A 21,766-nucleotide genomic window follows, 5' to 3' on the forward strand; every position below is an offset into this window, starting at 1 on the left:
TTTGTCCCATTCGTCCCGCGACCGCACGGACCCACCCGCGCATGCACAAACAATACGACGCCGACTACTTCCAACGCTGGTACCGCCGCGACGGCATCGGTAATGCCGCGCGTCTGGCACGCAAGGTCGCACTCGCCATCGCGCAGGCCGAGTACTACTTGGAACGCCCGATCCGCAGCGTGCTCGACATCGGCTGCGGCGAAGGGGCTTGGCGCGCGCCGCTGCTGAAACAACGCCCCAAGCTGCGCTACCTCGGTTTCGACAGCAGTGACTACGCGGTCGCCCGCTATGGCCGCCAACGCAATCTGCACCCGGCGCGCTTTGGCGATTTCGCCTGGTTGCGACCGTGCGCCCCGGTGGATCTGCTGGTGTGCTCGGATGTCCTGCACTACGTCCCCAGCCGCGAATTGCGTCAGGGCCTGCCAGGTCTGGCCGAGCTGTGCGGCGGGGTCGCATTCCTGGAGACCTTCACCGCGCAGGACGACTTCGATGGCGACCATGCCGAGTTCCAGCCACGCGCAGCACGCTGGTACCGACGCCAATTTGGTGCAGTCGGCTTGCGCCCGGTGGGCAGTCACTGCTGGCTGAGCCCCGCGATGGCGGGCGATGCAGCGGCGCTGGAGACGACAGCTCTGCCCCCCTATTAAGGAGCAGCCGACCACGATGGGTTATGCTGCACAGCAGCATACGCTCAGGATGGGAACACCGGCATGCTTTACCAATTGCACGAACTGACCCGCAACCTGCTCGCGCCCTGGGTCCACCAGGCCGAGGCCAACGCCAAGATATTCTCCGACGCCAACAGCGTATGGTCGACGCTGCCGGGAGCCGACCGGTTCGCCGCCAGCAACGAGCTACTGCATCGTCTGGGCAAGGACTACGAGAAACCGGCTTGGTCTTTGGATCATGTCGAAATCAACGGCCACGCCCTGCCGATCGTCGAGCAGGAAGTCCTGCACAAACCGTTCTGCCGCCTGCTGCGCTTCAAGCGCTTCAGCGACGACACCGCCATCGTGGACAGCCTCAAGCAGCAACCCGCCGTGCTGGTGGTGGCGCCGCTGTCCGGCCACCATGCCACGCTGCTGCGCGATACCGTGCGCACCCTGCTACGCGACCACAAGGTCTACGTCACCGACTGGATCGATGCACGCATGGTGCCGCAGAGCGAAGGCGACTTCGGCCTGGACGACTATGTCGACTACGTGCAGGAATTCATTCGCCATATCGGCGCCGCATCGCTGCACGTGATGAGCGTGTGCCAGCCGACCGTGCCGGTGCTGGCGGCGGTGTCGCTGATGGCCGCGCGCGGCGAAGTCACACCGCGCTCGCTGGTGATGATGGGCGGGCCGATCGATGCTCGACACAGCCCCACCGAGGTCAACAACCTGGCCACGCGCAACACGCTGTCCTGGTTCGAGCACAACGTCATCCACACCGTGCCGTCGGCGTATCCCGGCCATGGCCGCCAGGTGTATCCGGGCTTTTTGCAGCACATCGGTTTTCTGGCGATGAACCCGAGCCGGCATTTCATGTCGCACTGGGATTTCTACGCCAACCTGATCAAAGGCGATTTGCAGGACGCTCAGGCGCACCGCCGCTTCTACGACGAATACAACGCGGTGCTGGACATGCCGGCCTCCTACTATTTGGATACGATCCGGGTGGTGTTCCAGGAGTTCCTGCTGCCGCGCGGAGAATGGACGGTCAACGGCGAGCGTGTGGATCCATCGGCGATTCGCGACACCGCGCTGCTCAGTATCGAAGGCGAACTAGACGACATCTCCGGCCTCGGCCAAACCGCGGCGGTACACGAGCTGTGCACCGGCATCGCCGCGCAGCGCCGCCAGCATCTGGAAGTGAAAGGCGCCGGCCATTACGGCATTTTCAGCGGCCGCCGCTGGCGCGAGATCGTCTATCCGCAGGTACGTGCCTTCATCGCCGCCAATGCTGGTGCAGCCAAAGCTGCGGTGCCAGTCGGCAATGTCAGCCCACTGAAGCAACGTGGCAACAACAACGGCAAAACGCGCTGAACGCCGCCATGGCGGCATAGGGGATGAGCGCTGACGCGGTGAAACCCGCCGCGTCGTCAACGCATTGGCAGCGACCAGCGCTTCGGTGAAAATCCAACGACCTTCGACCGGATCACGTCCATGCCATTGCGCTCGCCTCTGCTCGTCCTCGCGCTGCTTTGCTCGACCACGGCAGCCAACGCAGCCACGGCTGAAACCAAGCAGACAGCCTATCGCAGTCCGCAGCAGATTCTGGATGCCTCCAAGCCCAGCGATTGGCGCAACTTGGACCCAGCGAACACGCTCTATTTGGAATTGGAAAGTGGACGGGTCGTCATCGAACTGGCCCCCGCATTCGCGCCGCAACACGTCGGCAACATCCGCACCCTCGCCCACGAGCACTTCTGGGACGGACTGAGCATCTACCGCTCACAGGATAATTTCGTGGTGCAGTTCGGCGATCCCGATGCCGACACCATCGGCAAGGCCAAGTCGCTGGGCAGCGCCAAGACGCACCTGCCCGCCGAATTCCAGCGCCCGATCACCGGCCTGACATTCCAGCCGCTGCCCGACCGCGACGGCTGGGCACCACAAGTCGGCTTTGTCGACGACTTCCCCGTCGCGCGCGATCCCAAGGCCGGCACCGCATGGTTGGCGCATTGCTACGGCACCCTCGGCGCCGGCCGCAACAACGACGAGGACAGCAGCATCGGCAACGAACTGTATGTCGTCACTGGTCAGTCGCCGCGGCAACTGGACCGCAACATCACCGTGGTCGGCCGCGTGATCAAGGGCATGGAACTGCTCAGTGTCATCCCGCGCGGCCCGGACCCGATGGGCTTCTACGAGAAGCCCGAACAACGCACGCCCATCCGTGCGATCCGTCTTGCCAGCGACGTGCCGGTCGCCGAGCGCACGGCGCTGCAGTTGCTGCGCACCGATACGCAAACGTTCCGCGACGTGGTCGAAGCGCGGCGCAACCGTCATGACAATTTCTACAAGCGCCCGGCCGGGCATATCGACCTTTGCAACGTACCGCTACCGGTGCGCACGCCACCGCACTGAGGCCAAGTCAGCGCGCGTTTGCGCTGACACGACTGCCCGCTTTTGGACAACACACTCAGACCGGCGCCGCGCTGCGGCGCTGGACTTGCGAACATCGCCGCTCCCGCATTCACTGCACCGGGGTCAATACCAGATCCTGGAAGTCGAAACTGAAATCCGTCAACGGCGAAATCGCCTGCATGCGCGCCTGGCGCACTTTGCCGTCGGCGTTGAGGGCGAAATTTATGAAAGCATCGGCATTGAGCGAGCGATCGCGCCAGCGCACGATGAAGGTGTCGTGCTGCCAATGCTCCAGACTACCCACCAATTGCGCGGTCTTGCTGAAACGCAACTCCAGCCTCTTACCCTCTAGGCGCACCATCACCTCGCCATACCAGGGGTCGCGGTAAGTGCCTGCATAACCGGCCAATGGCAGCGAGGGTTTGGACTTGGCATCGCGTGCGGCCACATGCTTGGCCCAATCCGCGTCGGCGCCGGCATCGGCCTTGGCCTCCGCCGCGGCATACGCCGCAGTCCAATCGGTCGCTGGCGCGCCAAGGTAGGCATCGAGCACCTGCAGGGTGATCGCATTGAAAGCCGCACCGACCTCTTGGTTGGTCAGCACGATCACGCCGAGCTTGCGCTCGGGCACCAGCGTCAAGCGCGACACCATGCCCGGCCAGCCACCGGTATGCCAGACCAGTTTGGCGCCACGGTAGTCGCTCAGGCTCCACCCCTCGCCATAGCCGGCGAAGTTCGGCTTGGCCGGCAGCAACTCCGGCACGCTCGGCTCGGAGATTGCGATTGGAGTGATGACCTGCCACATCTCCTGCTGGCGCTGCGTACTGAACAAGCGCCGCTCCTGCCCGTCGAGCGAAGGCAAGCGGCCACCGTCGAGCTGCACCAGCATCCACTTGGCCATGTCGTGCACATTGGCATAGATGCCGCCGGCACCGGAATTATTGGACCAGGTCAACGGCGACACCGTGCGCAACTGGCGAAAGTCGAACTTGGCATGACCGACCGCCGCCTGATCGCCCGCCTGTAGATGATCGCTGTTGATGCGTGCGCCCTGCATGCCCACGGGCACGAAGATGCGCTGCTGCACGAACGCCGCGTAGCTCTGCCCGGAGACCTGCTCGATCAACTTCTGCGCCACGGCATACAGGATGTTGTCGTAGGCGTAGCGGTCGCGGAAGCCCCCCTTCAGCGGCACATGCGCCAACCGCCGCACCACCTCCTCGTTGCTGTAACTGGTGGCAGGCCAGAACAGCAGATCGCCAGCGCCCAAGCTCAATCCGCTCCGGTGCGCCAGGAGATCGCGCACGCGCATCTCGCGTGTCACGTAGGGATCGGACATCTGGAACCAAGGCAAATGCTCGACGACGCGATCATCCAGACTCAGCTTGCCCTCGTCGGCCAAGATCGACAGCGCCGCAGCGGTAAACGCCTTGGTGTTGGAGGCGATGGCGAACAAGGTCTGCGCATCCACCGGCTCCGGCTTGCCCAATTCGCGCACACCGTAGCCGCGCTCCAGCACCACCTGCCCGTCCTTGACGATGGCAATGGCGATACCGGGGACGTCGAACTGTTTGCGGACCCGCTCCACGCGCGCATCCAAATCCTGCAACGACGACGGCAGCACGGGTGTCGGCACCTGCGCCTGCGCGCTGACACTCATCGCCAACAGCAGGCCACAGCCCATCGATATACTTTTCAAATCCATCGCTCCTGAAGGGAACCTACACATGGTCGCAGGCGCATCACCGACTCCACCCGCAGCAGATACGCAGCGCAGTGTAGGCCAGGACACGAAGCGACGGCAGCGCCAGAGAGTGAAGTCACCCGCATCGTGGACGCGAACCGCAGCACAACATCGATTCGGCAGTTGATCGATTCGCCCGCGCCGGGCTGAGCGGGTGCGGACAACCTCCTGCCGGTGCCATCCACACGTCGCGAGGATGCGGTAAAACCCTCAAATAATCGCGACGTCGGTGATCGCAACACCCGACGCGGTGGCGGCTTCTCCCTCACCTCTCCACTGGACCCACCCAATGCAGATCAAGCAGACCGTAGAACGCATTCCCGGCGGCATGATGCTCGTCCCCTTGTTTCTTGGTGCAGCGCTGCATAGCGTATGGCCGCAGATGGGCACATGGTTCGGCGGATTCACCCAAGGGTTGGTCAGCGGCATCGTGCCGATTCTGGCAGTGTGGTTTTTCTGCATGGGCGCGTCGATCCAGCTACGCGCCGGCGGTCGGGTACTTCGCAAATCCGGGGTACTGTTGCTGACCAAGATCGCGGTGGCATGGCTGGTAGCGGTCGTCGGCGCGCAACTGCTACCACCAAACGGGATCGAGGCGGGCCTGTGGAAGGGCCTGTCGGTGCTGGCCCTGGTCGCAGCAATGGACATGACCAACGGCGGCTTGTTCGCCTCGGTCATGCAGCAGTACGGCGCGCCCGGCGAGGCCGGCGCGGTGGTACTGATGTCGCTGGAGTCCGGGCCGCTGGTCACCATGCTCATCCTGGGCAGCGCCGGTGTCGCCACGTTCGAACCACGCCTGTTGGTGGGTGCGGTGCTGCCACTGCTGGTGGGTTTCGGACTTGGCAATCTGGATCCGCAACTGCGCACTTTGTTCAGTCGCGCGGTGCCCGCGCTGATTCCGTTCTTCGCCTTCGCGCTCGGCAATACATTGGATTTACACGCCATCGTCGAAGGTGGTCCGGCGGGGATTCTGCTCGGCCTGCTGGTCGTTTTCGTCACCGGCATCCCGCTGCTGCTGGCCGACCGGCTGCTGGGCGGTGGCAGCGGTAGCGCAGGCATCGCCGCTTCCGGGACTGCCGGCGCGGCGGTGGCCACACCGGCACTGATCGCGGCAATGGCACCGCAATTCAAGGCGACAGCCCCGGCTGCCACCGTCCTAGTCGCGACGTCGGTGATCGTGACCTCGCTGCTGGTACCGCTGCTCACTGCGCTGTACGCGCGCAGGATCGCACCGGCCTCGGCCACGCAGGACACCAGCCACTGACCTCGCACGCCAGCCAGCCACCGCGCCGATGCCACGCTTTGCGCGACAATAGCCGCATGTCACCCCACCCCACCAGCAAAGCCCAGTTGCAAATTCATTTGTGCGTGTTGCTCTGGGGCATGACCGCCATCCTCGGCAAACTGATCACCCTACCCGCGCTGCCGCTGGTGTGGTGGCGAATGCTGATTGTCGTGCTGGCATTGGCGCTGGTGCCGCGTGTATGGCGTGGACTGGCCGCGCTGAACGCAAAACTGGCACTGGGCTACGCCATGGTCGGCATCCTGGTTGGCCTGCACTGGCTGACCTTCTATGGCGCGATCAAGCTAGCCAATGCCTCGGTCGCGGCGACCTGCATCGCGCTGGCACCGGTATTCACCGCCGTGATCGAGCCGTGGGTGGCCAGGCGTCCGTTCCGTCCCAGCGAATTGGTGTTCGGTCTGGCGGTGCTGCCGGGGGTGGCGCTGGTGGTCGGCGGGGTGCCGCACGGGATGCGTGCCGGGGTCGTGGTCGGCGCGGCATCGGCACTTTTTGTGGCAGCCTTCGGTTCGCTCAACAAGCGCCTGGTCGACCATGCCGATCCGCTCACGGTCACCGCAGTGGAATTGGGCGCAGGCGCTCTCACCCTGACCCTGCTGGCACCGCTACTGCCGTTGGTGCTGCCCGCGTTGAGCGGGCCGTTACTGATGCTGCCGAGCCTGCACGACAGCGTGCTGTTGGTGGCACTGGCACTGCTATGCACGCTGCTGCCGTTCGCGCTGGCGCTGGTGGCGCTACGCCGACTCAGCGCCTACGCGGTGCAGTTGATCACCAACCTGGAGCCGGTCTATGCGATCCTCTTTGCGATCGTGCTGCTGGACGAACAAAAACAACTCACCGCACTGTTCTACCTGGGCGTGACGGTGATCCTCAGTGCAGTGTTCCTGCACCCGCTAATGACCCGCGCCAAACGGGTGCAACATCCCGAGCTACTAGCCACCAGCGAAGCGAAGAACTCACTTAACTGAGTCACGCAACAGCACTCATTCGGCCAGAGACACGCAATCGCGGCCGGCACGCTTGGCCTGGTACAACGCCTGATCGGCACGTTTGAGAAATTGCTCGGCGCTCTCGGGCGCGCGTAACGTGGCCACACCGATACTCGTGGTAATCGGCACGCCAACCCGCAATAAACCCGTTTCCTCGCGTATTACTTCGCACGTATGCACTGCCTGTTCCGTTTGCATCCACGGCAACAGGATCGCGAACTCCTCGCCGCCGTAGCGCGCCACAAGGCCGTCAGACGGCACATGCAGGCGCAACATCCGCGCCAACGCCAACAGCACCTCGTCGCCCTTGTCATGACCATGCAGGTCGTTGATGCTCTTGAAGTAATCCAGATCCAGGATAGCCAAGCTGAGCGCTGTGGCATTCATCTGCGCCGACTCAACCTCCACCATCAACGCGGTGGCAAAGGCGCGGCGGTTGAGCAGACCGGTCAGAGGATCGGTGCGCGCCTGTTCGAGCAGGTCGGCATTGAGCATTTCCAGCGACGATTGATATCGCAACAACTGCTGTTCGTACCATTCGCGCTCGCGCAACTGCAGCGACAGCGCATGGCTGGTGCGGCGCAGTTCGATCAAATGCATCACCTGCCGCGACAGTGCCTGTAGCGCCGCCACCTGGCCCGGGTCCAACGGGTCCAACGTGCGTGGGCGGTTATCCAACACGCACAACGTGCCGACCGCCAACCCATCACCGGTCAACAATGGGGCGCCGGCATAGAAACGCACGCCTCCCTCGGTCACCAACCGATTGCACTTGAAACGCGGATCCTCGGCCGCGTCGGGAACGATCATGACCTGCTGCGGCGACAAAATAGTATGGCCGCAGAACGATTCGTCGCGCGATGTACTCAGCAGATTGACATTACGCTGCGATTTCAGCCATTGACGCTCCTCGTCCACCAACGAGATCAACGCCGAAGGGGTATCGCAGAGGCTGGCGGCGATGTCCACGAGATCCTGGTAGGCGTCTTCCTGCTCGGTATCCAGGATATGCAGGGCGTGCAGGGCGCGCAGACGCGCGGCTTCGTTGTCGGACTTGCAAGGTTTGATCACGGGGTACCGGAGGACGGCGACAAATGTCGCTGCTCAGTATCGCCCAATCCGCGGCCGTTGCCAGCCCCACCACTCGCTGGCCGCTACCACTGCTGGCGCTGCGGCAGGAGCCCGCGTAGTTCCTGTTCGGTGAGATTGCGCCACTGCCCGGGCTTGAGTGCGCCGAGTTTGATGTTGTCGATGCGCACGCGCCGCAACTGGGTGACGCGGTAATCGAACGCCGCCGCCATCAAGCGGATCTGCCGGTTCAACCCCTGCTCCAGCACGATACGGAAGCCGAACTTGGCGATCCGCGCAGTGCGGCACGGCAAGGTCATCTGGTCGTGCACGCGCACGCCGCGCGCCATCCCGCGCAGGAACTCGTCGGTGACCGGCTTGTTCACCGCCACCAGGTATTCCTTCTGGTGGCGGTTCTCCGCGCGCAGAATCTCGTTGACGATGTCGCCGTTGCTGGTCATCAAGATCAGCCCTTCGGAGTCCTTGTCCAGACGCCCGATCGGGAAAATGCGCTGTTCGTGGCCGACGAAATCGACGATGTTGCCCTTGACCTCACGCTCTGTGGTACAGGTCACGCCGACCGGCTTGTTCAGCGCGATATAGACGTGACGGCGGCCACTTTTTTGCTGGACGCGCGCGCGCAGCGGTTGACCATCGACCTTGACCTCATCGCCCTCGCCCACGACCGAACCGACCCCGCCGGGCAGACCATTGACGGTGACGCGGCGTGCGGCGATCAGGCGATCGGCCTCGCGGCGCGAGCAAAATCCGCTCTCGGCGATGTGCTTGTTGAGGCGAGTGGACATGGAACCGGGGCTGGGAACGGGGAACTCGGGACGAGGCACAGCGGGCGATCAGGCGCAGCGGCGATAAAGCGCCAGTTGGCCGGCAACCCCTGTCACGCAGGGGTTGGCACTGAGCGGCACTCGCGGCGTGGCATCAACGCTTGGGTGGCCCTTTGCGCGGCGGACGCTCGCCAGGACGGTCGCCGAAGCGCCCAGATGGACGCGCGGCGGCGGCGTTGGGCTTGCCACCCGGCTTGCCGCCACGCGCAAACTTCGGCTTGAACGGCGCACCGTCGGACGCAACGTCGTCGAGTTTACGCATCTGCAATTGCTGGCCGGAAACCCATACTTTCTTGAGGTGCGCCAACAACTCGCGCGGCATCTCCACCGGCAAATCCAGGATCGAGTGGTCGTCGTGGATGTCGATGCGACCGATGTACTTGCTTTCCAGTCCGGCTTCGTTGGCGATGGCACCGACGATATTGGCCGGCTTCACCCCATGCTGATGACCGACTTCGATGCGGTAGGTCTCCATGCCCACATCCGGCGCACCACGCGGCGCTTTCGGCGCTTTGTCGCGACGGGGCGCCTCGAAACTGCCGACATCGCGGTGGTAATCGAAATCACCGCCCTGTGCAGGCGCTGGACGCGGCGCACGTTCACCCTCGTCGCGACGGGGTGGGCGGGCCTCGCGCTCGAATTTCTGCTCGAACTTTGCACGTTCCGGACGCTCACCGCGCTCACGGCGCTCGCCACCAGGCCGCTCGAAACGCTCGCCCTGCGCTGCCGTGCGCGGACGATCCGGGGCCAGCAGTAAGGGGGTATCGCCCTGTAGCAGACGCGCCAACGCAGCCGCCACCTCGACCATCGGAATATTCTTCTCGGTTTCGAAACGCTGCAGCAGTTCGCGATAGATGTCGATGCCACCCGCCGCGATGGTCTCGCTGATCCGCTCCATGAAGCGACTCACCCGCTGATCGTTGACCGCGTCCACGCTCGGCAATTGCATCTCTTCGATCGGCTGGCGGGTGGCGCGCTCGATCGCGCGCAACATGCCGCGCTCGCGCGGGCTGACGAACAGGATCGCCTCGCCGCTGCGCCCGGCGCGGCCGGTGCGGCCGATGCGGTGCACGTAGCTTTCGGTGTCGTAGGGGATGTCGTAGTTCAACACATGGCTGATGCGCTCAACGTCCAGGCCGCGCGCGGCCACGTCGGTGGCGACCAGAATGTCGAGCTTGCCATCCTTGAGTTGCTGGATCACCCGCTCGCGCTGCGCCTGCTGGATATCGCCATTGATCGCCGCCGCCGCCAGACCGCGCGCCTGCAGCTTTTGCGCCAGTTCGTCGGTGCCGGCCTTGGTGCGCGCGAAGATAATCATCGCGTCGAACGGCTCCACCTCCAGAATCCGGGTCAACGCATCAAGCTTGTGCAACCCGCTCACCGCCCAGTAGCGCTGACGGATGTTCGCCGAGGTGGTGGTCTTGGAGGCAATGATGACTTCGGCCGGATCGTTGAGATACGTCTGCGCGATCCGCTTGATCGCCGCCGGCATGGTCGCCGAGAACAGCGCTACCTGACGCGATTGCGGCAGCTTCTTCAACACCGCTTCGACGTCGTCGATGAAGCCCATGCGCAGCATTTCGTCGGCCTCGTCAAGCACCAGCGTCTTCAACTCGGACAGGTCCAGGGTGCCGCGGTCGAGATGGTCGATGACCCGTCCCGGAGTGCCCACCACCACATGCACGCCGCGCTTGAGCGCGGACAGTTGCTGCACGTAGGGCTGGCCGCCGTACACCGGCAATACCTGGAAGCCGGGAATGGCCGCGGCGTAGCGGTGAAACGCCTCGGCGACCTGGATCGCCAGTTCCCGCGTGGGTGCCAGCACCAGGGCTTGCGGCTTGCGCTGGGCGAAATCCAGCCGCGACAGGATCGGCAGCGCGAACGCGGCGGTTTTGCCGGTGCCGGTCTGAGCCTGGCCGAGCAGGTCGCGCCCGGTCAGCAGGGCCGGGATGGTGGCTGCCTGGATCGGCGAGGGCGACTCGTAACCGATCTCGGCGACCGCCTTCATCACAGCAGAACAGAGGCCGAGATCTGCGAACAGCAGCGGCGCGGGGGTATCTTGGGACATGGGAGACTCCGGAGGCGCCGCAGAGAACCGGCAAGCGCAAAGGAGTACATTGTGCGCCTTGGCAGCTCACATGTCGAAAGTAGGTGAAGGCCACCGTTCAGGCGCGACGCCATCGATGCGGTGCCATGAGGTACCAACAGCGGACTCGCCGCGACACCACCGACCTGCCCGCTCGGCTCGCGAATGATCGACAATAGGCATCGATTTCCGAGTCCCCCATCATGCAAACCATCGATCTCCAATTAGAAAGCGACTACGTAGAACTGAAACACTTGTTGAAATTGACCGGCCTGTGCGACAGCGGCGGCGCCGCCAAAGCCGTGATCAGCGAAGGCCAGGTGCGTGTGGACGGCGAGGTCGAACTGCGCAAGGCATGCAAGGTACGCGCGGGCCAGATGGTGCAGCTTGGCGATGTGCACGTGCAGGTGCTGGGCAAGGTCTGAGCACACTTCCCTCCCCCAGCAGCGCGAGAAACGCAACGATTTGCGCCACGGCCCCCGCCGTGGCCGCTCTCGGCGCAAGGACACGATGACGCGCTGGATCAGATGTGCGGTGAACGCGCACGACTCGCCCGGCCACGTGCAGCGCGCGGCGAGATGATCGAAGTTGTCCTGGCAATACGCAAAACGCGCGTCAAGGCTATTGGCTATCCAGCACAAGCCGCATGACTAGGCCGGGATGACACGCGAGGGCGCACCATCACGCGGCCAAGCCCGCTCAGAACAGCGCCCATACAAATTGCAGGATCGACCATAGCGATGCCACCCAGGCCACGCTGCGCAGATACGGCACACCCAGCGCGTACAGCGGCACGTAGGCCAGGCGCGCCCACACATACAACTGTGCCGCCAGTGCGGTATGCGCACTGCCCTTGCCCAGCAACGTCACTGCCAGCACACCCGCGGCAAAGAACGGAAACGTCTCCAGGAAATTGCGCAAGGCGCGTTCCAGGCGTCCAGCCACCCCGGTTGGCGGCGGCTGTGGCGTGTCGCGCGGGCCAGCGTTCCACTTCAATCCACGTTGCCCGGTGACGAACACCGCGGCAAGTAGCAATTGCCCGATCCCCAGCAGGATCGCCCAGGCCAGCATGCGGATTTCGAAACTCATCATCGGAACCTCCGGCGGGAACGGGGAACAGCTTGCGACTCAATCCGGCAGGGCGACATGGTAGCCGGCCAGACGCCAGGTTTTGTCCTCATCCAGACGCAGCGACACCAACTCGCGCACCGGCTGCGGCGCATTGGCAAAGCGGCTGGGGAAGCTGATGTTGACATAAGTCCCCGGCGGCACCTGCGAGCCCGCAACGTACTGCACCCGGGCCACGCTGGCGACACCGCGCCCGAGCAACGCACCCAGCCGCGCACGGGCGGTATCCACATCGCGCACGAACGCAGCGCGCGTCACCGCCTTTTTGGTGAGCGCCGAGGCACCGTCCCATAATTCGCCGCTACGGCCAGCATCGACCAGTTGTGCGGCGCGCAGGCCGGCCTGTGCCATTTGCGCATCCTGCTTGGCTAAAGGCCCCGGCGCGGGCACAGCCGCGACGGCATGCTTGGACGGAGCCGGCGACTTGGACGGGGCGGTTTGTGCGGACACAGGCAGCGCCACGGCGCACAGCAACATGCCGAACAGGCGATGCGACGGCACGGATATCGGCATGGACAACGCTCGCACGCAACGGTGATGGGACCGGCAGTTTACGTCGCTGCGGGCCGCGCCGCTCAGGTCATCTCCTCTCCTGGCGGTGCCGGGATGGGGGCAACGACATAGCGCTGCCGATGCCAGGCACGCCAACTGCCCCATAACGCCCAGACCGTCGCGCCAAGCAGCGCGCACAGGCTCAGTAGAGAAGCAATGCGCGCGAGCAACGTCGCGTGCTTGCCAGTGGCAAAATGCAGCAGCACTTCGGCAAGCAGGAAGCCGACCAAGGCCAACAGCGCCGGCGGCAGATACAAACGCATCATCAGCTTGGTTCCGGGGGACATAGGTGCACTCCGGGGATCAATACCGCGGACGCTAGCGCCACGCGAATGCCCACAACATGAATGGGCGGCGACGCATCGTGTCCAGGCGCAGCCACCGTTCAGACTCAGAGCGATGCCAGCGACAGCGGTGCCACGTCGTTCTGCGATAACGGTCTTTCCACCGCGCAGAGCGGATCAGGAAGCTGCCCGTTACCGCTATGCAGGACCTCCCAATTGGCGACGACCCGCGCAGGCCGATACCGCCATGGCCGCCGGCAGTGCTTCCGGGAACGCTCCGTCCTGGTGCGTCAGAACGTACTAGACTGGCCGGCGACCCGCCCAAGGGAATTGCCGCATGAACCGCTGCACGCTGTACTACGACCGATTTGCCACGCCAATCGGCGAACTCACCGTCGCCGTTGGGCACGAGGAGAGCGTGCATCATCTGCTGTTCCCGGAAAATCGCTACGACGCGCCGGATCGCGCCGACTGGATCCACGATCCAGCGCCAGTACGCGAAGCGCGCAGGCAATTGCAGGCTTATTTCGACGGCGAACGCACCGGCTTCGAACTGCCATTGGCACCGCACGGCACCGTCTTCCAACGCCGCGTGTGGCAAGCATTGGCCGACATTCCATACGGCGCGACCTGGAGCTATGCGCAGTTGGCGCAACACCTCGGACAACCGCGTGCGGTGCGCGCGGTCGGCGCGGCAAACGGCCGTAACCCGCTACCGATTCTGTTGCCCTGCCACCGCGTGATCGGCGCCAACGGCACGCTCACCGGCTTCGGCGGCGGCCTACCGACCAAAGCCGCGCTACTGGAACTGGAACGCCGCACCAAGGTTGATCCCCACACGCATCGCGGCACGACCACGGCACTGTTCGGCTAACAGTGGCTAACACAACGAAGCGATTCGCTATCGTTTTGCTAGCCACGCTCATGCGCCACGGCGGGGCTATGCGCCATCCACAGCAACACCGCCCCGCGTCACGGTGCAGGTGCTGTCTGCCTGGATCGACAGCCTGCGCACGCGCCGCATCACGCCGAAGCTGAGCCGAAGATGGCCGCAACGTGCACGCATGCGCGCAACACTGCTCATCCATGCGCTGATCGCCTCGCCAGATACCACCGGCACAACGCAGCGCATGCGACAATCCGCGCATGCACTCGCCAGATCACGCGCAACCACCACGCCTGCGCCATCGCTTACGGCCACTGCTCTCGCACGAAAGCTGGAAACAACGCCTCGTGCTGTGGGGCGGCGCAGTGGCGGTGGCCCTAGTCGCGCTCGTCTTTGCCAAAGCCAGCGACGCCGCCTTCCACCTGTTCCAACGCATCACCGCGCATTCGCGCTGGTGGGCCTTGCTGCTCACCCCCGGCATCTTTGCACTGCTCGCCTGGCTGACCAACGGCGCACTGCGGCCCACCCGTGGCAGCGGCATTCCGCAGGTCATCGCCGCGTTGGAACGCAGCGACCATACATTCCGACAAGCCAACCTATCGCTGCGCGTGTCCGCCGGCAAACTGCTACTGACCACGCTGGCGCTGTTCGGCGGCGCCTCGATCGGCCGCGAAGGTCCAACAGTCCACGTCGGTGCCAGCCTCATGTACGTGTTCGGGCGCTGGTTCGGCTTCCGCGACTCGCGCCATGCCAGCCACTTCCTACTCGCCGGCGGCGCGGCCGGCATCGCCGCCGCGTTCAACACGCCACTGGCCGGCGTGGTATTTGCCATCGAAGAACTCAGCGGACGTTTCGAGCATCACTTCTCCGGCACCTTGCTCACCGCGGTGATCGTTGGCGGCGTGATCTCGCTGGGCTTGCTGGGCAACTACACCTATTTCGGCAAGGTCGCCACGGCGGGGCTGCCACTTGGCGAGGCGTGGCTGGCGATCTTGCTGTGCGGTGTGGTCGCCGGCCTGCTCGGCGGCGGGTTCGCACGCATAGTCCTGGCGACCGTCGCTGGCAAGCCACGCTGGCTGGGCACGTTGCGCCGCCAGCATCCGGTGCTGCTGGCCGCGTTGTGTGGCCTGACGCTGGTCGTGCTGGGCCTGGTGTTCGGCGCAGGCGCCTTCGGGACCGGCTATGAGCAGGCCCGCAGTCTGGTGCAAGGGCATGCCAGCGTCGGCCACGAATTCGGCCTGATGAAACTCCTGGCGAATTTGGTGTCCTACGTCGCCGGCATTCCAGGTGGCCTGTTCTCGCCAGCGCTGGCGGTGGGTGCCGGTCTCGGCCACAACCTGGCCGTGCTGATGCCGAGCGTGGATCCGCGCACGTTTGTGCTGCTGGGCATGTGCGCCTATCTGACTGGTGTTACCCAGGCTCCCCTGACGTCGGCGGTGATCTCGCTGGAGCTGACTGACAGCAGCAACATGTTGCTGCCGATCCTGGCAACAGTCCTGATCGCGCGCGGCGCCTCGGCGCTGGTCTGCCGCACGCCGATCTACAGGGGATTGGCCGAATTGTTGCTGGCGGCACCGGCACCGCCACCGCCTCCCGCGCCCACGACAGAGGAAAAAACATCTCTGGTCGCCGACCTGGCCGGAGACCAGGGCGAGGACGCGCTCCCGCGCTGAGCGCCACACCGCCGCCGTTTTCGTGCAGCCTCCGCCAACCGGGGGATGCAACCCAGCGCAAGCGGTACGACACGAAACCCGCCGCAGCCTGGCAAACTGCGCAAAAAAAAACGCGGCGCAAGCGCCGCGTTTTACGCTGCAGGCGTTGACCTGAACTCAGCCGGCCTTGGCCACCGTCTTCTTGGCCACCGCCTTCTTCACCGCCGGCGCCTTGACCACCGACTTCTTCGCGACCGGCGCAGCAGCGCCCACAGCCACCTTGCTCACGCTGTGCGAGCGCGCATTGCCGTAACTGGCGTTGTAGCGCTTGCCTTTGGCGGTCTTGCGGTCACCCTTACCCATGCTCATCGACTCCTGAATGTATGTGCAAAAAATCCCCACGCGCGGCGCGGAGTTTGGCGAGGGCAACGCAATTGGCGATCCTCACACAAGATCGACAAGCCTAACACGTGCGCTCAATGGGCGCAGCTCGCGTCGTGCACATGGCTGTGATTCAGGCGCAGATTGAGCAGATGGGCAAGCCCGACGAGGGTGCCACCGAACGTCATGATCGCCGCATGCGCCACTGCCGCGTGGTGCAAGGCAGGCACCAGGATCCCGGCCCACACCGACAACAGGCCCAATATCAACAACCCCAGCGCCTGCCAGACGCGATGCCGACGGTAGCCGAGCACCAAGCTGAACAGGCCAAGGCAGGTGACGAACACCACCATACTCAGCTCCAGCCCTTCGCCCAGCCATATCGACAGACCCAACGAGGGCAATAACGCCAGGGCCAACGGCAGCACCGCGCAATGCACCGCGCATAACAACGAACCAGTGGCGCCGAGACGGTCGAGCAAGACACGGAGATTGGAAGGGATAGGCATTGTCGTGAATTTCATGCGCAAACCGCTACGCAACAACTTGGCAAATACTATCGACGCCGCATTGCATGTGAGTTCCGGCGCGTACACGCAGGCGCTGAGATGGCGCCCTAGCCGTTCGCGCAGCGTGCGCACAGGCCATGCACTTCCAGGGTCTGCGCCTGCGGCTGGAAGCCCAGCGCCCTGGCCCGCCGTTCCAATTGTTCGACCACATCGCGGTCTTCCAGTTCGACCGCGCTGTGGCAGCGATCGCAGATCAGGAACGGCACCGAGTGCTGGGCGCTACTGGGATGATGACAGGCGATAAAGGCATTGACCGATTCGAGCTTGTGCACGAAACCGTTGGCAATTAGGAAATCCAGCGCCCGGTACACGGTGGGTGGCGCATCGGCCCCCACGCTCTTGCCTTCGCGCACCCATTCCAGCAACTCGTAGGCTTTGACCGGGCGCGCCGCCTCGGCGATCAACCGCAATAGATTGGCGCGGATCGGGGTCAAACGCAGACCACGCTCACAACTCACTCGCTCAGCCACCGTGACGAAATCGACCGGGTCATGGACATGGTGCTGGGGATCGATACAGGCGTGCTTCTTGCTGGGCATGGCGGTCTCCGGGGAATCAGCTTCCCGCTGGGATCTTGATGAGCGCGGCATCGATGCGTTTCAACGCCTCGCGGCGGCCGGCCAGGTAGACAGTCTGCGAGATATCCGGGCTGACCTGGGTACCGGTGATCGCCACGCGCAGCGGTTGCGCCACCTTGCCCATGCCGATTTCCAACGCGGCGGCGGTGTCGTGCAATGCCGCCGCGACGCTCTCCAGGCTCCACTGCGGCAACGCGGCCAGCAACGCGCGGGCTTTGCCCAGCGCCTGCTCGGCGCCCGGCTTGAGGTGCTTGGCCACGGCCGAGGCGTCGTAGCTGTCCAGCGGTTGGTACCAGACCAGCGCCTTCTCGGCCATTTCTTTCAGCGTCTGCACGCGCTCGCGCAACGCCACCACCACCTCGGCCACGGCCGGACCGGTCGCCGGGTCGATGCCGAGGGCGACGAGCTGGGAATGCAGATGCGGGGCGATCGATTCGGGGGCATCGGTCTTGAGGTAATGCTGATTGACCCAGCCGAGCTTTGCCATGTCCAAACGCGCCGCCTTGGAATTGACGTCCTTGACGTCGAACAGCTCGACCAATTCCTGCCGTGCGAACAGCTCCTGATCGCCATGCGACCACCCCAAGCGCGCCAGATAGTTGATCAGCGCATGCGGCAGGTAACCGGCATCCTTGTACTGCATCACGTCGGCCGCGCCGGTGCGCTTGGACAGCTTGGCGCCCTGCTCGTCCAGGATCATCGGCATGTGCGCGAACTTGGGCACCGGCACCTCCAGCGCCTGGTAGATATTGATCTGGCGCGGGGTGTTATTGATGTGGTCGTCGCCACGGATCACTTCGGTGATGCCCATGTCCCAATCGTCGACCACCACCGCGAAGTTGTAGGTGGGATAGCCGTCGGGACGCAAAATCACCATGTCGTCCAATTCGCTGTTGGCGATCTCGATGCGACCCTTGATCAGATCGTCGAACACCACCACGCCCTCGCTCGGGTTCTTGAAGCGGATCACCCGGTTCGGATCGTCGCGATACGGCAGGTGCTGCTCGCGCGCGGCGCCGTTGTAGCGCGGCTTTTCCTGCCGGGCCATCGCCGCTTCGCGCATCGCGTCCAGCTCCTCGCGGGTTTCATAGGCATAGTAGGCCTTGTCCTGGGCCAACAACTGCGCGGCGACTTCACGATAGCGCTCCAGGCGCTGAGTCTGGTAGACCGGACCTGTGTCGTAGTCCAGGCCAAGCCAGTCCATCGCTTCCAGGATCGCATCGATCGCCGCCTGCGTGCTGCGCTCGCGGTCGGTATCCTCGATGCGCAGCACGAATTGCCCACCACGGTGGCGCGCCTCCAACCAACAGTACAACGCGGTGCGGGCACCGCCGATATGCAGGTAACCGGTCGGACTGGGGGCAAAACGGGTGCGACAGACCATGGAGCGCTCAAAGCAATTGGCAAGCTCACGATTTTACCCCGCCCAACGTGGCACTGTCTGGCAACGCACATCCTGCGCAGCCGCTCTACCGCGACAGCGTTCGCCGCGTCTGCGCGCAGTCGCGCGCGGAGCTGTACGCCACCAGCAGGCAAGGAGACGAGCTGAAGTGCATCCCCATCTTGCCGAGGACACTCGCGTTTGCACATCGTCCAATTCATCGAATGTTCGCTGGCGATGGAAAGCAAAGCTTGCAGGCGATCATGCCGCCCGCACACCTGCGCACCGCTGCCAGTAACTTCATCGCAGCTTTGATCACGCCGACCAGACGCATGAACATGTGAACTTCCGCCGCGCGCCTTCCGTCTACCAAACACACCAGAAGGGAAGATTCGTGATAGATGCACATCGATTCCATTCACTATTAATGCAATAAAAGTGCCTCACGGCTCTCGATTCCAGTGCGAGCCGTGACTCAACATGTTAATCGCAATTTAACACAACTTCATACACCGCAAGATGCGCGAATGCCCTCGACATTTGCCTGACCGCCCTGCGGCAGCCGCATGTCGGCATGAGCCGCCGATCAAGGAGTCACTAATGTCGCTATCCGTCTCTCGCCCAATCGTCGCGCTGGCTAGTCTGCTCACATTATCCGCGTTCGCGGTCGCCCATGCGCAACCGCATGGTATGGGTCTGAAGCCACCCACCTTGACACAACCACTGGTAAAACTCTTTCAAGCTGATGGAAAGCTAGTTAAGACGCCTCCGGAAAGCTTCGACCTGACCCAATGGGCAATCCAACCCGGCGATCAGAAGCAGTTGGGTGCGTGTGCCTCCTGGGCCACCGCGCACACACTGGCGGGCTGGTATGCCAATGTCACCAAGCAATCGGTCAATCTGTTCGCACCGATGTACCTGTACACCCAAGTCAATGACGGACAGGATGAAGGCTCCTCGATGGAAGCGCCGCTGGACGTCGCTTTAGCGCAGGGCATCGATACCGAGGCGGACTACTTCCAGGGCGACTACAACTGGAAGAGCAAGCCGACCAAGCATGAGCGCGCCAATGCCCGTAACTACAAGCAGCCCTTCCATTACAAGATGATCTACAGTAATTCGGGCAAGATCAGCGCTGCCGATGGTCAGGCACTGATCGAACAGATCAAGCTGGCAATCGCCAACGACACCCCGGTCGTGATCGGTTTCTATGTCCGTGCTGGCTTCGAATCGTTGACCCAGAACAATGATCTCGATACCGACACCAATAGCGATATTTTGGGCGCGCACGAGGTCATCGCCCTTGGCTACGACAAAGATGGCCTGCTGATCGAGAACAGTTGGGGAACCGATTGGGGCAAGAAAGGTTTCGGGAGGTTAGCCTGGTCGGTGGTGGCCAAGGACGTGCTCCAGGCGGCTATCGCCTACTGACCGATACCTGATGCGCTGCGGCGATTCCATGGTCGCCGCAGCGTTTGCCACTTACACACCATGGACGAGGTGACATGCTCGGCATCAGCCGACACCGCGACGGGCTCATGGCTGTGCGCGGTGTCGGCCCGTACACTGCGTGGATGAACTATCGTCACGCCTACCACGCCGGCAACCATGCCGACGTCCTCAAACATACCGTGCTGCTGGCATTGCTCGATGCGCTCAAGCGTAAGGACAGCGCCTTCTTCGTCCTCGACACCCACGCAGGGCGTGGCCGTTACCTGTTCGCCGCAAGCGAGGCGCGCAAGACTGGCGAAGCCGCCGCCGGCGTACTGCGCCTGATGTGCCACCCCACCCTTCCGGAGGGAGTGGAACGTTACCTACGCGCAGTGCAAGCCGACAACCCCATCGGCACGTTGCTCAGCTACCCAGGCTCCCCACTGCTGGTGACGCAAGCGCTGCGCGCGCAAGACCGGCTGGTTGCATGCGAACTGCAAACCGAGGAAGCCGCAGAGCTGAAAACATTGTTGGCCCAAGACCGCCGTGTGCAGGTGCATGTCGGCGACGGCTATACAGCCATCAAAGCGTTCCTGCCGCCGAAATCCGGCAACAGCAAGATCGGGCGTGGCCTGGTCCTGATCGACCCACCCTACGAGGCCCAGTCTGCGGAGTACCCGCTGATCGTGACCGCCTTGCGCGAAACGCTGACACGCTGGCCGCAGGCGATGTGCGCAGTGTGGTATCCGATCAAGCAACGGCGCAGCTTGCAACCCTTCTTCCGCAAGACGGCAGCACTGCCAGCAGCATCGATACTACTGGCCGAACTGCAGGTCCGCCCCGACGATTCACCACTGCGACTCAACGGCAGCGGCATGCTGTTGCTCAACCCACCCTGGCAGTTCGAACAGACACTGGCGCAAACGCTGCCGATCCTGCAAACGCATCTGGGCGAAACCGGCGCCAAGACCCGCCTGGAGTGGCTCAAACGCGAAACCTAAGCCGCAGGCACAACGAATGGGAGCGAACACACAGCGCGGCATGCGCAGCGCGAGGATCGCGCCGCATCGACTACGCACCGTTAACGCACGCAACAGCCTGCGCGCAACGACGCGTATCGGCGACGACCTACCGCACCGCGGCACCCGCAGCAACACGAGAAAGACAGCAGGCATTCACGGACGACGACCTGCTGATAATGCGAGAATCGCGAGCCTGATCGAGGACAAGACGGACATGGCGACCCGTAACCGCATGCCCCCTTGGCATGAAACCTTCACCCTGCCCAGCGGACGTGAGCTGCTGATCCGGCCAATCCGGCCCGAGGATAGCGCACCATTGCAAGGTGCCTTCGGCCTACTCGGCCCGAGCGAAATCCGCACGCGCTTTTTGCATTCTGCGCAGCAATTGAATGAAGAAATGGCGCAACGGCTCACCCATCCCAACCCGAAGGAGGAGCTGATCCTGGTGGCCGCCGAACCACTGCCACCCGGCGAAGCGGTGGTCGGCGCCCTCGCCCGCGCCGCGATCACCCCCGGCACCCGCGAGGCCCAGTGCGCGATCCTGCTCAGCAGCTTCGTCGCCGGCCAGGGCCTGGGGCGGCAACTGATGCGCAAGTTGGTCAAGTGGGCGCGACGCAAATATTTGGACCGGCTCTACGGCGAGGTTCTCGAAAGCAACGTGCCGATGCTGCAACTGACCGAATCGCTCGGTTTCCAGCGGATGCCGCATGCGGACACATCCGGCCTGGTGCGCGTGGTGCTGGAATTGGGCAACTGAAACCAGCGCACACGCCGCTCGTATAGAACATTGCTTGTT

At 63.8% G+C, this 21,766-nt stretch carries 22 protein-coding genes and 1 pseudogene; 12 read left to right on the forward strand and 11 right to left on the reverse strand.

Translation table 11 applies throughout. The features are described from left to right. Window positions 1–41 precede the first annotated feature (41 nt). From XALGPE39_RS09160 to XALGPE39_RS09170, 3 genes and pseudogenes are all read left to right on the forward strand, one after another. Entirely contained in the window at window positions 42–647 is a 606-nt protein-coding gene (locus XALGPE39_RS09160) for a class I SAM-dependent methyltransferase (RefSeq protein WP_045727921.1), read from the forward strand. Between the two features lie 63 nt (window positions 648–710). After that, window positions 711–1,940, forward strand: a pseudogene (gene phaZ / locus XALGPE39_RS09165) (polyhydroxyalkanoate depolymerase); the annotation flags it as partial. Between the two features lie 210 nt (window positions 1,941–2,150). Further along, the gene (locus XALGPE39_RS09170; RefSeq protein WP_045727923.1) at window positions 2,151–3,074 is read left to right on the forward strand and encodes a peptidylprolyl isomerase; all 924 of its coding nucleotides are present in this window, start codon (window positions 2,151–2,153) and stop codon (window positions 3,072–3,074) included. 109 nt (window positions 3,075–3,183) lie between these two features. Here XALGPE39_RS09170 and XALGPE39_RS09175 read toward each other — a convergent pair whose 3' ends face one another. Then, window positions 3,184–4,734, reverse strand: a complete 1,551-nt coding sequence (locus XALGPE39_RS09175; RefSeq protein WP_235429889.1) for a serine hydrolase — start codon at window positions 4,732–4,734, stop codon at window positions 3,184–3,186. Between the two features lie 373 nt (window positions 4,735–5,107). Here XALGPE39_RS09175 and kdgT point away from each other — a divergent pair, with 373 nt between their 5' ends. Beyond that, window positions 5,108–6,082 (forward strand): 2-keto-3-deoxygluconate transporter, encoded by a 975-nt coding sequence (gene kdgT, locus XALGPE39_RS09180; protein ID WP_045727924.1) that lies wholly within the window; start codon window positions 5,108–5,110, stop codon window positions 6,080–6,082. A gap of 56 nt (window positions 6,083–6,138) precedes the next feature. Next, window positions 6,139–7,086 (forward strand): DMT family transporter, encoded by a 948-nt coding sequence (locus XALGPE39_RS09185; protein ID WP_045727925.1) that lies wholly within the window; start codon window positions 6,139–6,141, stop codon window positions 7,084–7,086. Window positions 7,087–7,101: 15 nt separating this feature from the next. On the opposite strand, the gene XALGPE39_RS09190 is transcribed toward XALGPE39_RS09185, so the two are convergent. The 3 genes from XALGPE39_RS09190 to XALGPE39_RS09200 all read right to left on the reverse strand — a co-directional run bounded on the left by XALGPE39_RS09190 (window position 7,102) and on the right by XALGPE39_RS09200 (window position 11,088). Continuing rightward, the gene (locus XALGPE39_RS09190) at window positions 7,102–8,178 is read right to left on the reverse strand and encodes a sensor domain-containing diguanylate cyclase (RefSeq protein ID WP_045727926.1); all 1,077 of its coding nucleotides are present in this window, start codon (window positions 8,176–8,178) and stop codon (window positions 7,102–7,104) included. Window positions 8,179–8,261: 83 nt separating this feature from the next. Continuing rightward, window positions 8,262–8,981 carry a pseudouridine synthase gene (locus tag XALGPE39_RS09195; protein ID WP_045727927.1) on the reverse strand — a complete coding sequence of 240 codons (720 nt, stop codon included), beginning with the start codon at window positions 8,979–8,981 and terminating at the stop codon, window positions 8,262–8,264. A gap of 133 nt (window positions 8,982–9,114) precedes the next feature. Next, window positions 9,115–11,088, reverse strand: a complete 1,974-nt coding sequence (locus tag XALGPE39_RS09200) for a DEAD/DEAH box helicase (RefSeq protein WP_045727928.1) — start codon at window positions 11,086–11,088, stop codon at window positions 9,115–9,117. Between the two features lie 221 nt (window positions 11,089–11,309). Here XALGPE39_RS09200 and XALGPE39_RS09205 point away from each other — a divergent pair, with 221 nt between their 5' ends. Then, the gene (locus XALGPE39_RS09205; protein WP_045727929.1) at window positions 11,310–11,531 is read left to right on the forward strand and encodes an RNA-binding S4 domain-containing protein; all 222 of its coding nucleotides are present in this window, start codon (window positions 11,310–11,312) and stop codon (window positions 11,529–11,531) included. A 274-nt stretch (window positions 11,532–11,805) separates the two neighbouring features. On the opposite strand, the gene XALGPE39_RS09210 is transcribed toward XALGPE39_RS09205, so the two are convergent. The 3 genes from XALGPE39_RS09210 to XALGPE39_RS09220 form a co-directional block, all read right to left on the reverse strand. Further along, on the reverse strand, window positions 11,806–12,195 hold the full coding sequence (locus XALGPE39_RS09210) for an MAPEG family protein (protein ID WP_045729091.1): 390 nt from the start codon (window positions 12,193–12,195) through the stop codon (window positions 11,806–11,808). Between the two features lie 39 nt (window positions 12,196–12,234). Further along, entirely contained in the window at window positions 12,235–12,711 is a 477-nt protein-coding gene (locus tag XALGPE39_RS09215; RefSeq protein WP_045729092.1) for a DUF4019 domain-containing protein, read from the reverse strand. Between the two features lie 98 nt (window positions 12,712–12,809). Next, window positions 12,810–13,073 (reverse strand): hypothetical protein, encoded by a 264-nt coding sequence (locus XALGPE39_RS09220; protein WP_045727930.1) that lies wholly within the window; start codon window positions 13,071–13,073, stop codon window positions 12,810–12,812. A gap of 334 nt (window positions 13,074–13,407) precedes the next feature. Between XALGPE39_RS09220 and XALGPE39_RS09225 the strand changes: the two genes are divergently transcribed. Together XALGPE39_RS09225 and XALGPE39_RS09235 are read left to right on the forward strand one after the other, a co-directional pair. Further along, on the forward strand, window positions 13,408–13,944 hold the full coding sequence (locus XALGPE39_RS09225; RefSeq protein ID WP_045727931.1) for a methylated-DNA--[protein]-cysteine S-methyltransferase: 537 nt from the start codon (window positions 13,408–13,410) through the stop codon (window positions 13,942–13,944). Between the two features lie 272 nt (window positions 13,945–14,216). Then, window positions 14,217–15,629, forward strand: coding sequence for a chloride channel protein (locus tag XALGPE39_RS09235; protein WP_045727933.1), 1,413 nt, complete (start codon window positions 14,217–14,219; stop codon window positions 15,627–15,629). A gap of 156 nt (window positions 15,630–15,785) precedes the next feature. Here the strand turns inward: XALGPE39_RS09235 and XALGPE39_RS09240 are convergent, their stop codons facing one another. The 4 genes from XALGPE39_RS09240 to gltX all read right to left on the reverse strand — a co-directional run bounded on the left by XALGPE39_RS09240 (window position 15,786) and on the right by gltX (window position 18,520). Beyond that, window positions 15,786–15,971: a 30S ribosomal protein THX gene (locus tag XALGPE39_RS09240; RefSeq protein ID WP_045727934.1), complete on the reverse strand. Its 186-nt coding sequence runs from the start codon at window positions 15,969–15,971 to the stop codon at window positions 15,786–15,788. Window positions 15,972–16,084: 113 nt separating this feature from the next. Then, window positions 16,085–16,498, reverse strand: coding sequence for a MerC domain-containing protein (locus XALGPE39_RS09245; protein ID WP_045729093.1), 414 nt, complete (start codon window positions 16,496–16,498; stop codon window positions 16,085–16,087). 107 nt (window positions 16,499–16,605) lie between these two features. Continuing rightward, a complete protein-coding gene (locus XALGPE39_RS09250; protein WP_045727935.1) occupies window positions 16,606–17,097 on the reverse strand; it encodes a transcriptional repressor in 492 nt (163 codons plus the stop codon). Between the two features lie 16 nt (window positions 17,098–17,113). Next, window positions 17,114–18,520 carry a glutamate--tRNA ligase gene (gltX, locus tag XALGPE39_RS09255; protein WP_045727936.1) on the reverse strand — a complete coding sequence of 469 codons (1,407 nt, stop codon included), beginning with the start codon at window positions 18,518–18,520 and terminating at the stop codon, window positions 17,114–17,116. A 47-nt stretch (window positions 18,521–18,567) separates the two neighbouring features. Between gltX and XALGPE39_RS15655 the strand changes: the two genes are divergently transcribed. From XALGPE39_RS15655 to XALGPE39_RS09270, 4 genes are all read left to right on the forward strand, one after another. After that, window positions 18,568–18,861, forward strand: coding sequence for a hypothetical protein (locus XALGPE39_RS15655; protein WP_152624865.1), 294 nt, complete (start codon window positions 18,568–18,570; stop codon window positions 18,859–18,861). Window positions 18,862–19,117: 256 nt separating this feature from the next. After that, a complete protein-coding gene (locus tag XALGPE39_RS09260; RefSeq protein WP_045727937.1) occupies window positions 19,118–19,948 on the forward strand; it encodes a C1 family peptidase in 831 nt (276 codons plus the stop codon). A gap of 143 nt (window positions 19,949–20,091) precedes the next feature. Further along, entirely contained in the window at window positions 20,092–20,949 is an 858-nt protein-coding gene (rlmJ, locus tag XALGPE39_RS09265) for a 23S rRNA (adenine(2030)-N(6))-methyltransferase RlmJ (RefSeq protein ID WP_045729094.1), read from the forward strand. Between the two features lie 235 nt (window positions 20,950–21,184). Next, a complete protein-coding gene (locus tag XALGPE39_RS09270; RefSeq protein WP_045727938.1) occupies window positions 21,185–21,727 on the forward strand; it encodes a GNAT family N-acetyltransferase in 543 nt (180 codons plus the stop codon). Window positions 21,728–21,766: the final 39 nt, after the last annotated feature.

Source organism: Xanthomonas sp. GPE 39 (genome assembly GCF_000963005.1).
GTDB lineage: Bacteria > Pseudomonadota > Gammaproteobacteria > Xanthomonadales > Xanthomonadaceae > Xanthomonas_A.

What these genes read in the sequence shown, in the direction of transcription:
- XALGPE39_RS09160 (WP_045727921.1), top strand. Translation starts at nt 42, where the DNA reads ATGCACAAACAATACGACGCCGACTACTTCCAACGCTGGTACCGCCGC.
- XALGPE39_RS09170 (WP_045727923.1), top strand. Translation starts at nt 2,151, where the DNA reads ATGCCATTGCGCTCGCCTCTGCTCGTCCTCGCGCTGCTTTGCTCGACC.
- XALGPE39_RS09175 (WP_235429889.1), bottom strand. Translation starts at nt 4,734, where the DNA reads ATGAGTGTCAGCGCGCAGGCGCAGGTGCCGACACCCGTGCTGCCGTCG.
- kdgT (WP_045727924.1), top strand. Translation starts at nt 5,108, where the DNA reads ATGCAGATCAAGCAGACCGTAGAACGCATTCCCGGCGGCATGATGCTC.
- XALGPE39_RS09185 (WP_045727925.1), top strand. Translation starts at nt 6,139, where the DNA reads ATGTCACCCCACCCCACCAGCAAAGCCCAGTTGCAAATTCATTTGTGC.
- XALGPE39_RS09195 (WP_045727927.1), bottom strand. Translation starts at nt 8,981, where the DNA reads ATGTCCACTCGCCTCAACAAGCACATCGCCGAGAGCGGATTTTGCTCG.
- XALGPE39_RS09200 (WP_045727928.1), bottom strand. Translation starts at nt 11,088, where the DNA reads ATGTCCCAAGATACCCCCGCGCCGCTGCTGTTCGCAGATCTCGGCCTC.
- XALGPE39_RS09205 (WP_045727929.1), top strand. Translation starts at nt 11,310, where the DNA reads ATGCAAACCATCGATCTCCAATTAGAAAGCGACTACGTAGAACTGAAA.
- XALGPE39_RS09210 (WP_045729091.1), bottom strand. Translation starts at nt 12,195, where the DNA reads ATGAGTTTCGAAATCCGCATGCTGGCCTGGGCGATCCTGCTGGGGATC.
- XALGPE39_RS09215 (WP_045729092.1), bottom strand. Translation starts at nt 12,711, where the DNA reads ATGTTGCTGTGCGCCGTGGCGCTGCCTGTGTCCGCACAAACCGCCCCG.
- XALGPE39_RS09220 (WP_045727930.1), bottom strand. Translation starts at nt 13,073, where the DNA reads ATGTCCCCCGGAACCAAGCTGATGATGCGTTTGTATCTGCCGCCGGCG.
- XALGPE39_RS09225 (WP_045727931.1), top strand. Translation starts at nt 13,408, where the DNA reads ATGAACCGCTGCACGCTGTACTACGACCGATTTGCCACGCCAATCGGC.
- XALGPE39_RS09235 (WP_045727933.1), top strand. Translation starts at nt 14,217, where the DNA reads ATGCACTCGCCAGATCACGCGCAACCACCACGCCTGCGCCATCGCTTA.
- XALGPE39_RS09240 (WP_045727934.1), bottom strand. Translation starts at nt 15,971, where the DNA reads ATGGGTAAGGGTGACCGCAAGACCGCCAAAGGCAAGCGCTACAACGCC.
- XALGPE39_RS09245 (WP_045729093.1), bottom strand. Translation starts at nt 16,498, where the DNA reads ATGCCTATCCCTTCCAATCTCCGTGTCTTGCTCGACCGTCTCGGCGCC.
- XALGPE39_RS09250 (WP_045727935.1), bottom strand. Translation starts at nt 17,097, where the DNA reads ATGCCCAGCAAGAAGCACGCCTGTATCGATCCCCAGCACCATGTCCAT.
- gltX (WP_045727936.1), bottom strand. Translation starts at nt 18,520, where the DNA reads ATGGTCTGTCGCACCCGTTTTGCCCCCAGTCCGACCGGTTACCTGCAT.
- XALGPE39_RS09260 (WP_045727937.1), top strand. Translation starts at nt 19,118, where the DNA reads ATGTCGCTATCCGTCTCTCGCCCAATCGTCGCGCTGGCTAGTCTGCTC.
- rlmJ (WP_045729094.1), top strand. Translation starts at nt 20,092, where the DNA reads ATGAACTATCGTCACGCCTACCACGCCGGCAACCATGCCGACGTCCTC.
- XALGPE39_RS09270 (WP_045727938.1), top strand. Translation starts at nt 21,185, where the DNA reads ATGGCGACCCGTAACCGCATGCCCCCTTGGCATGAAACCTTCACCCTG.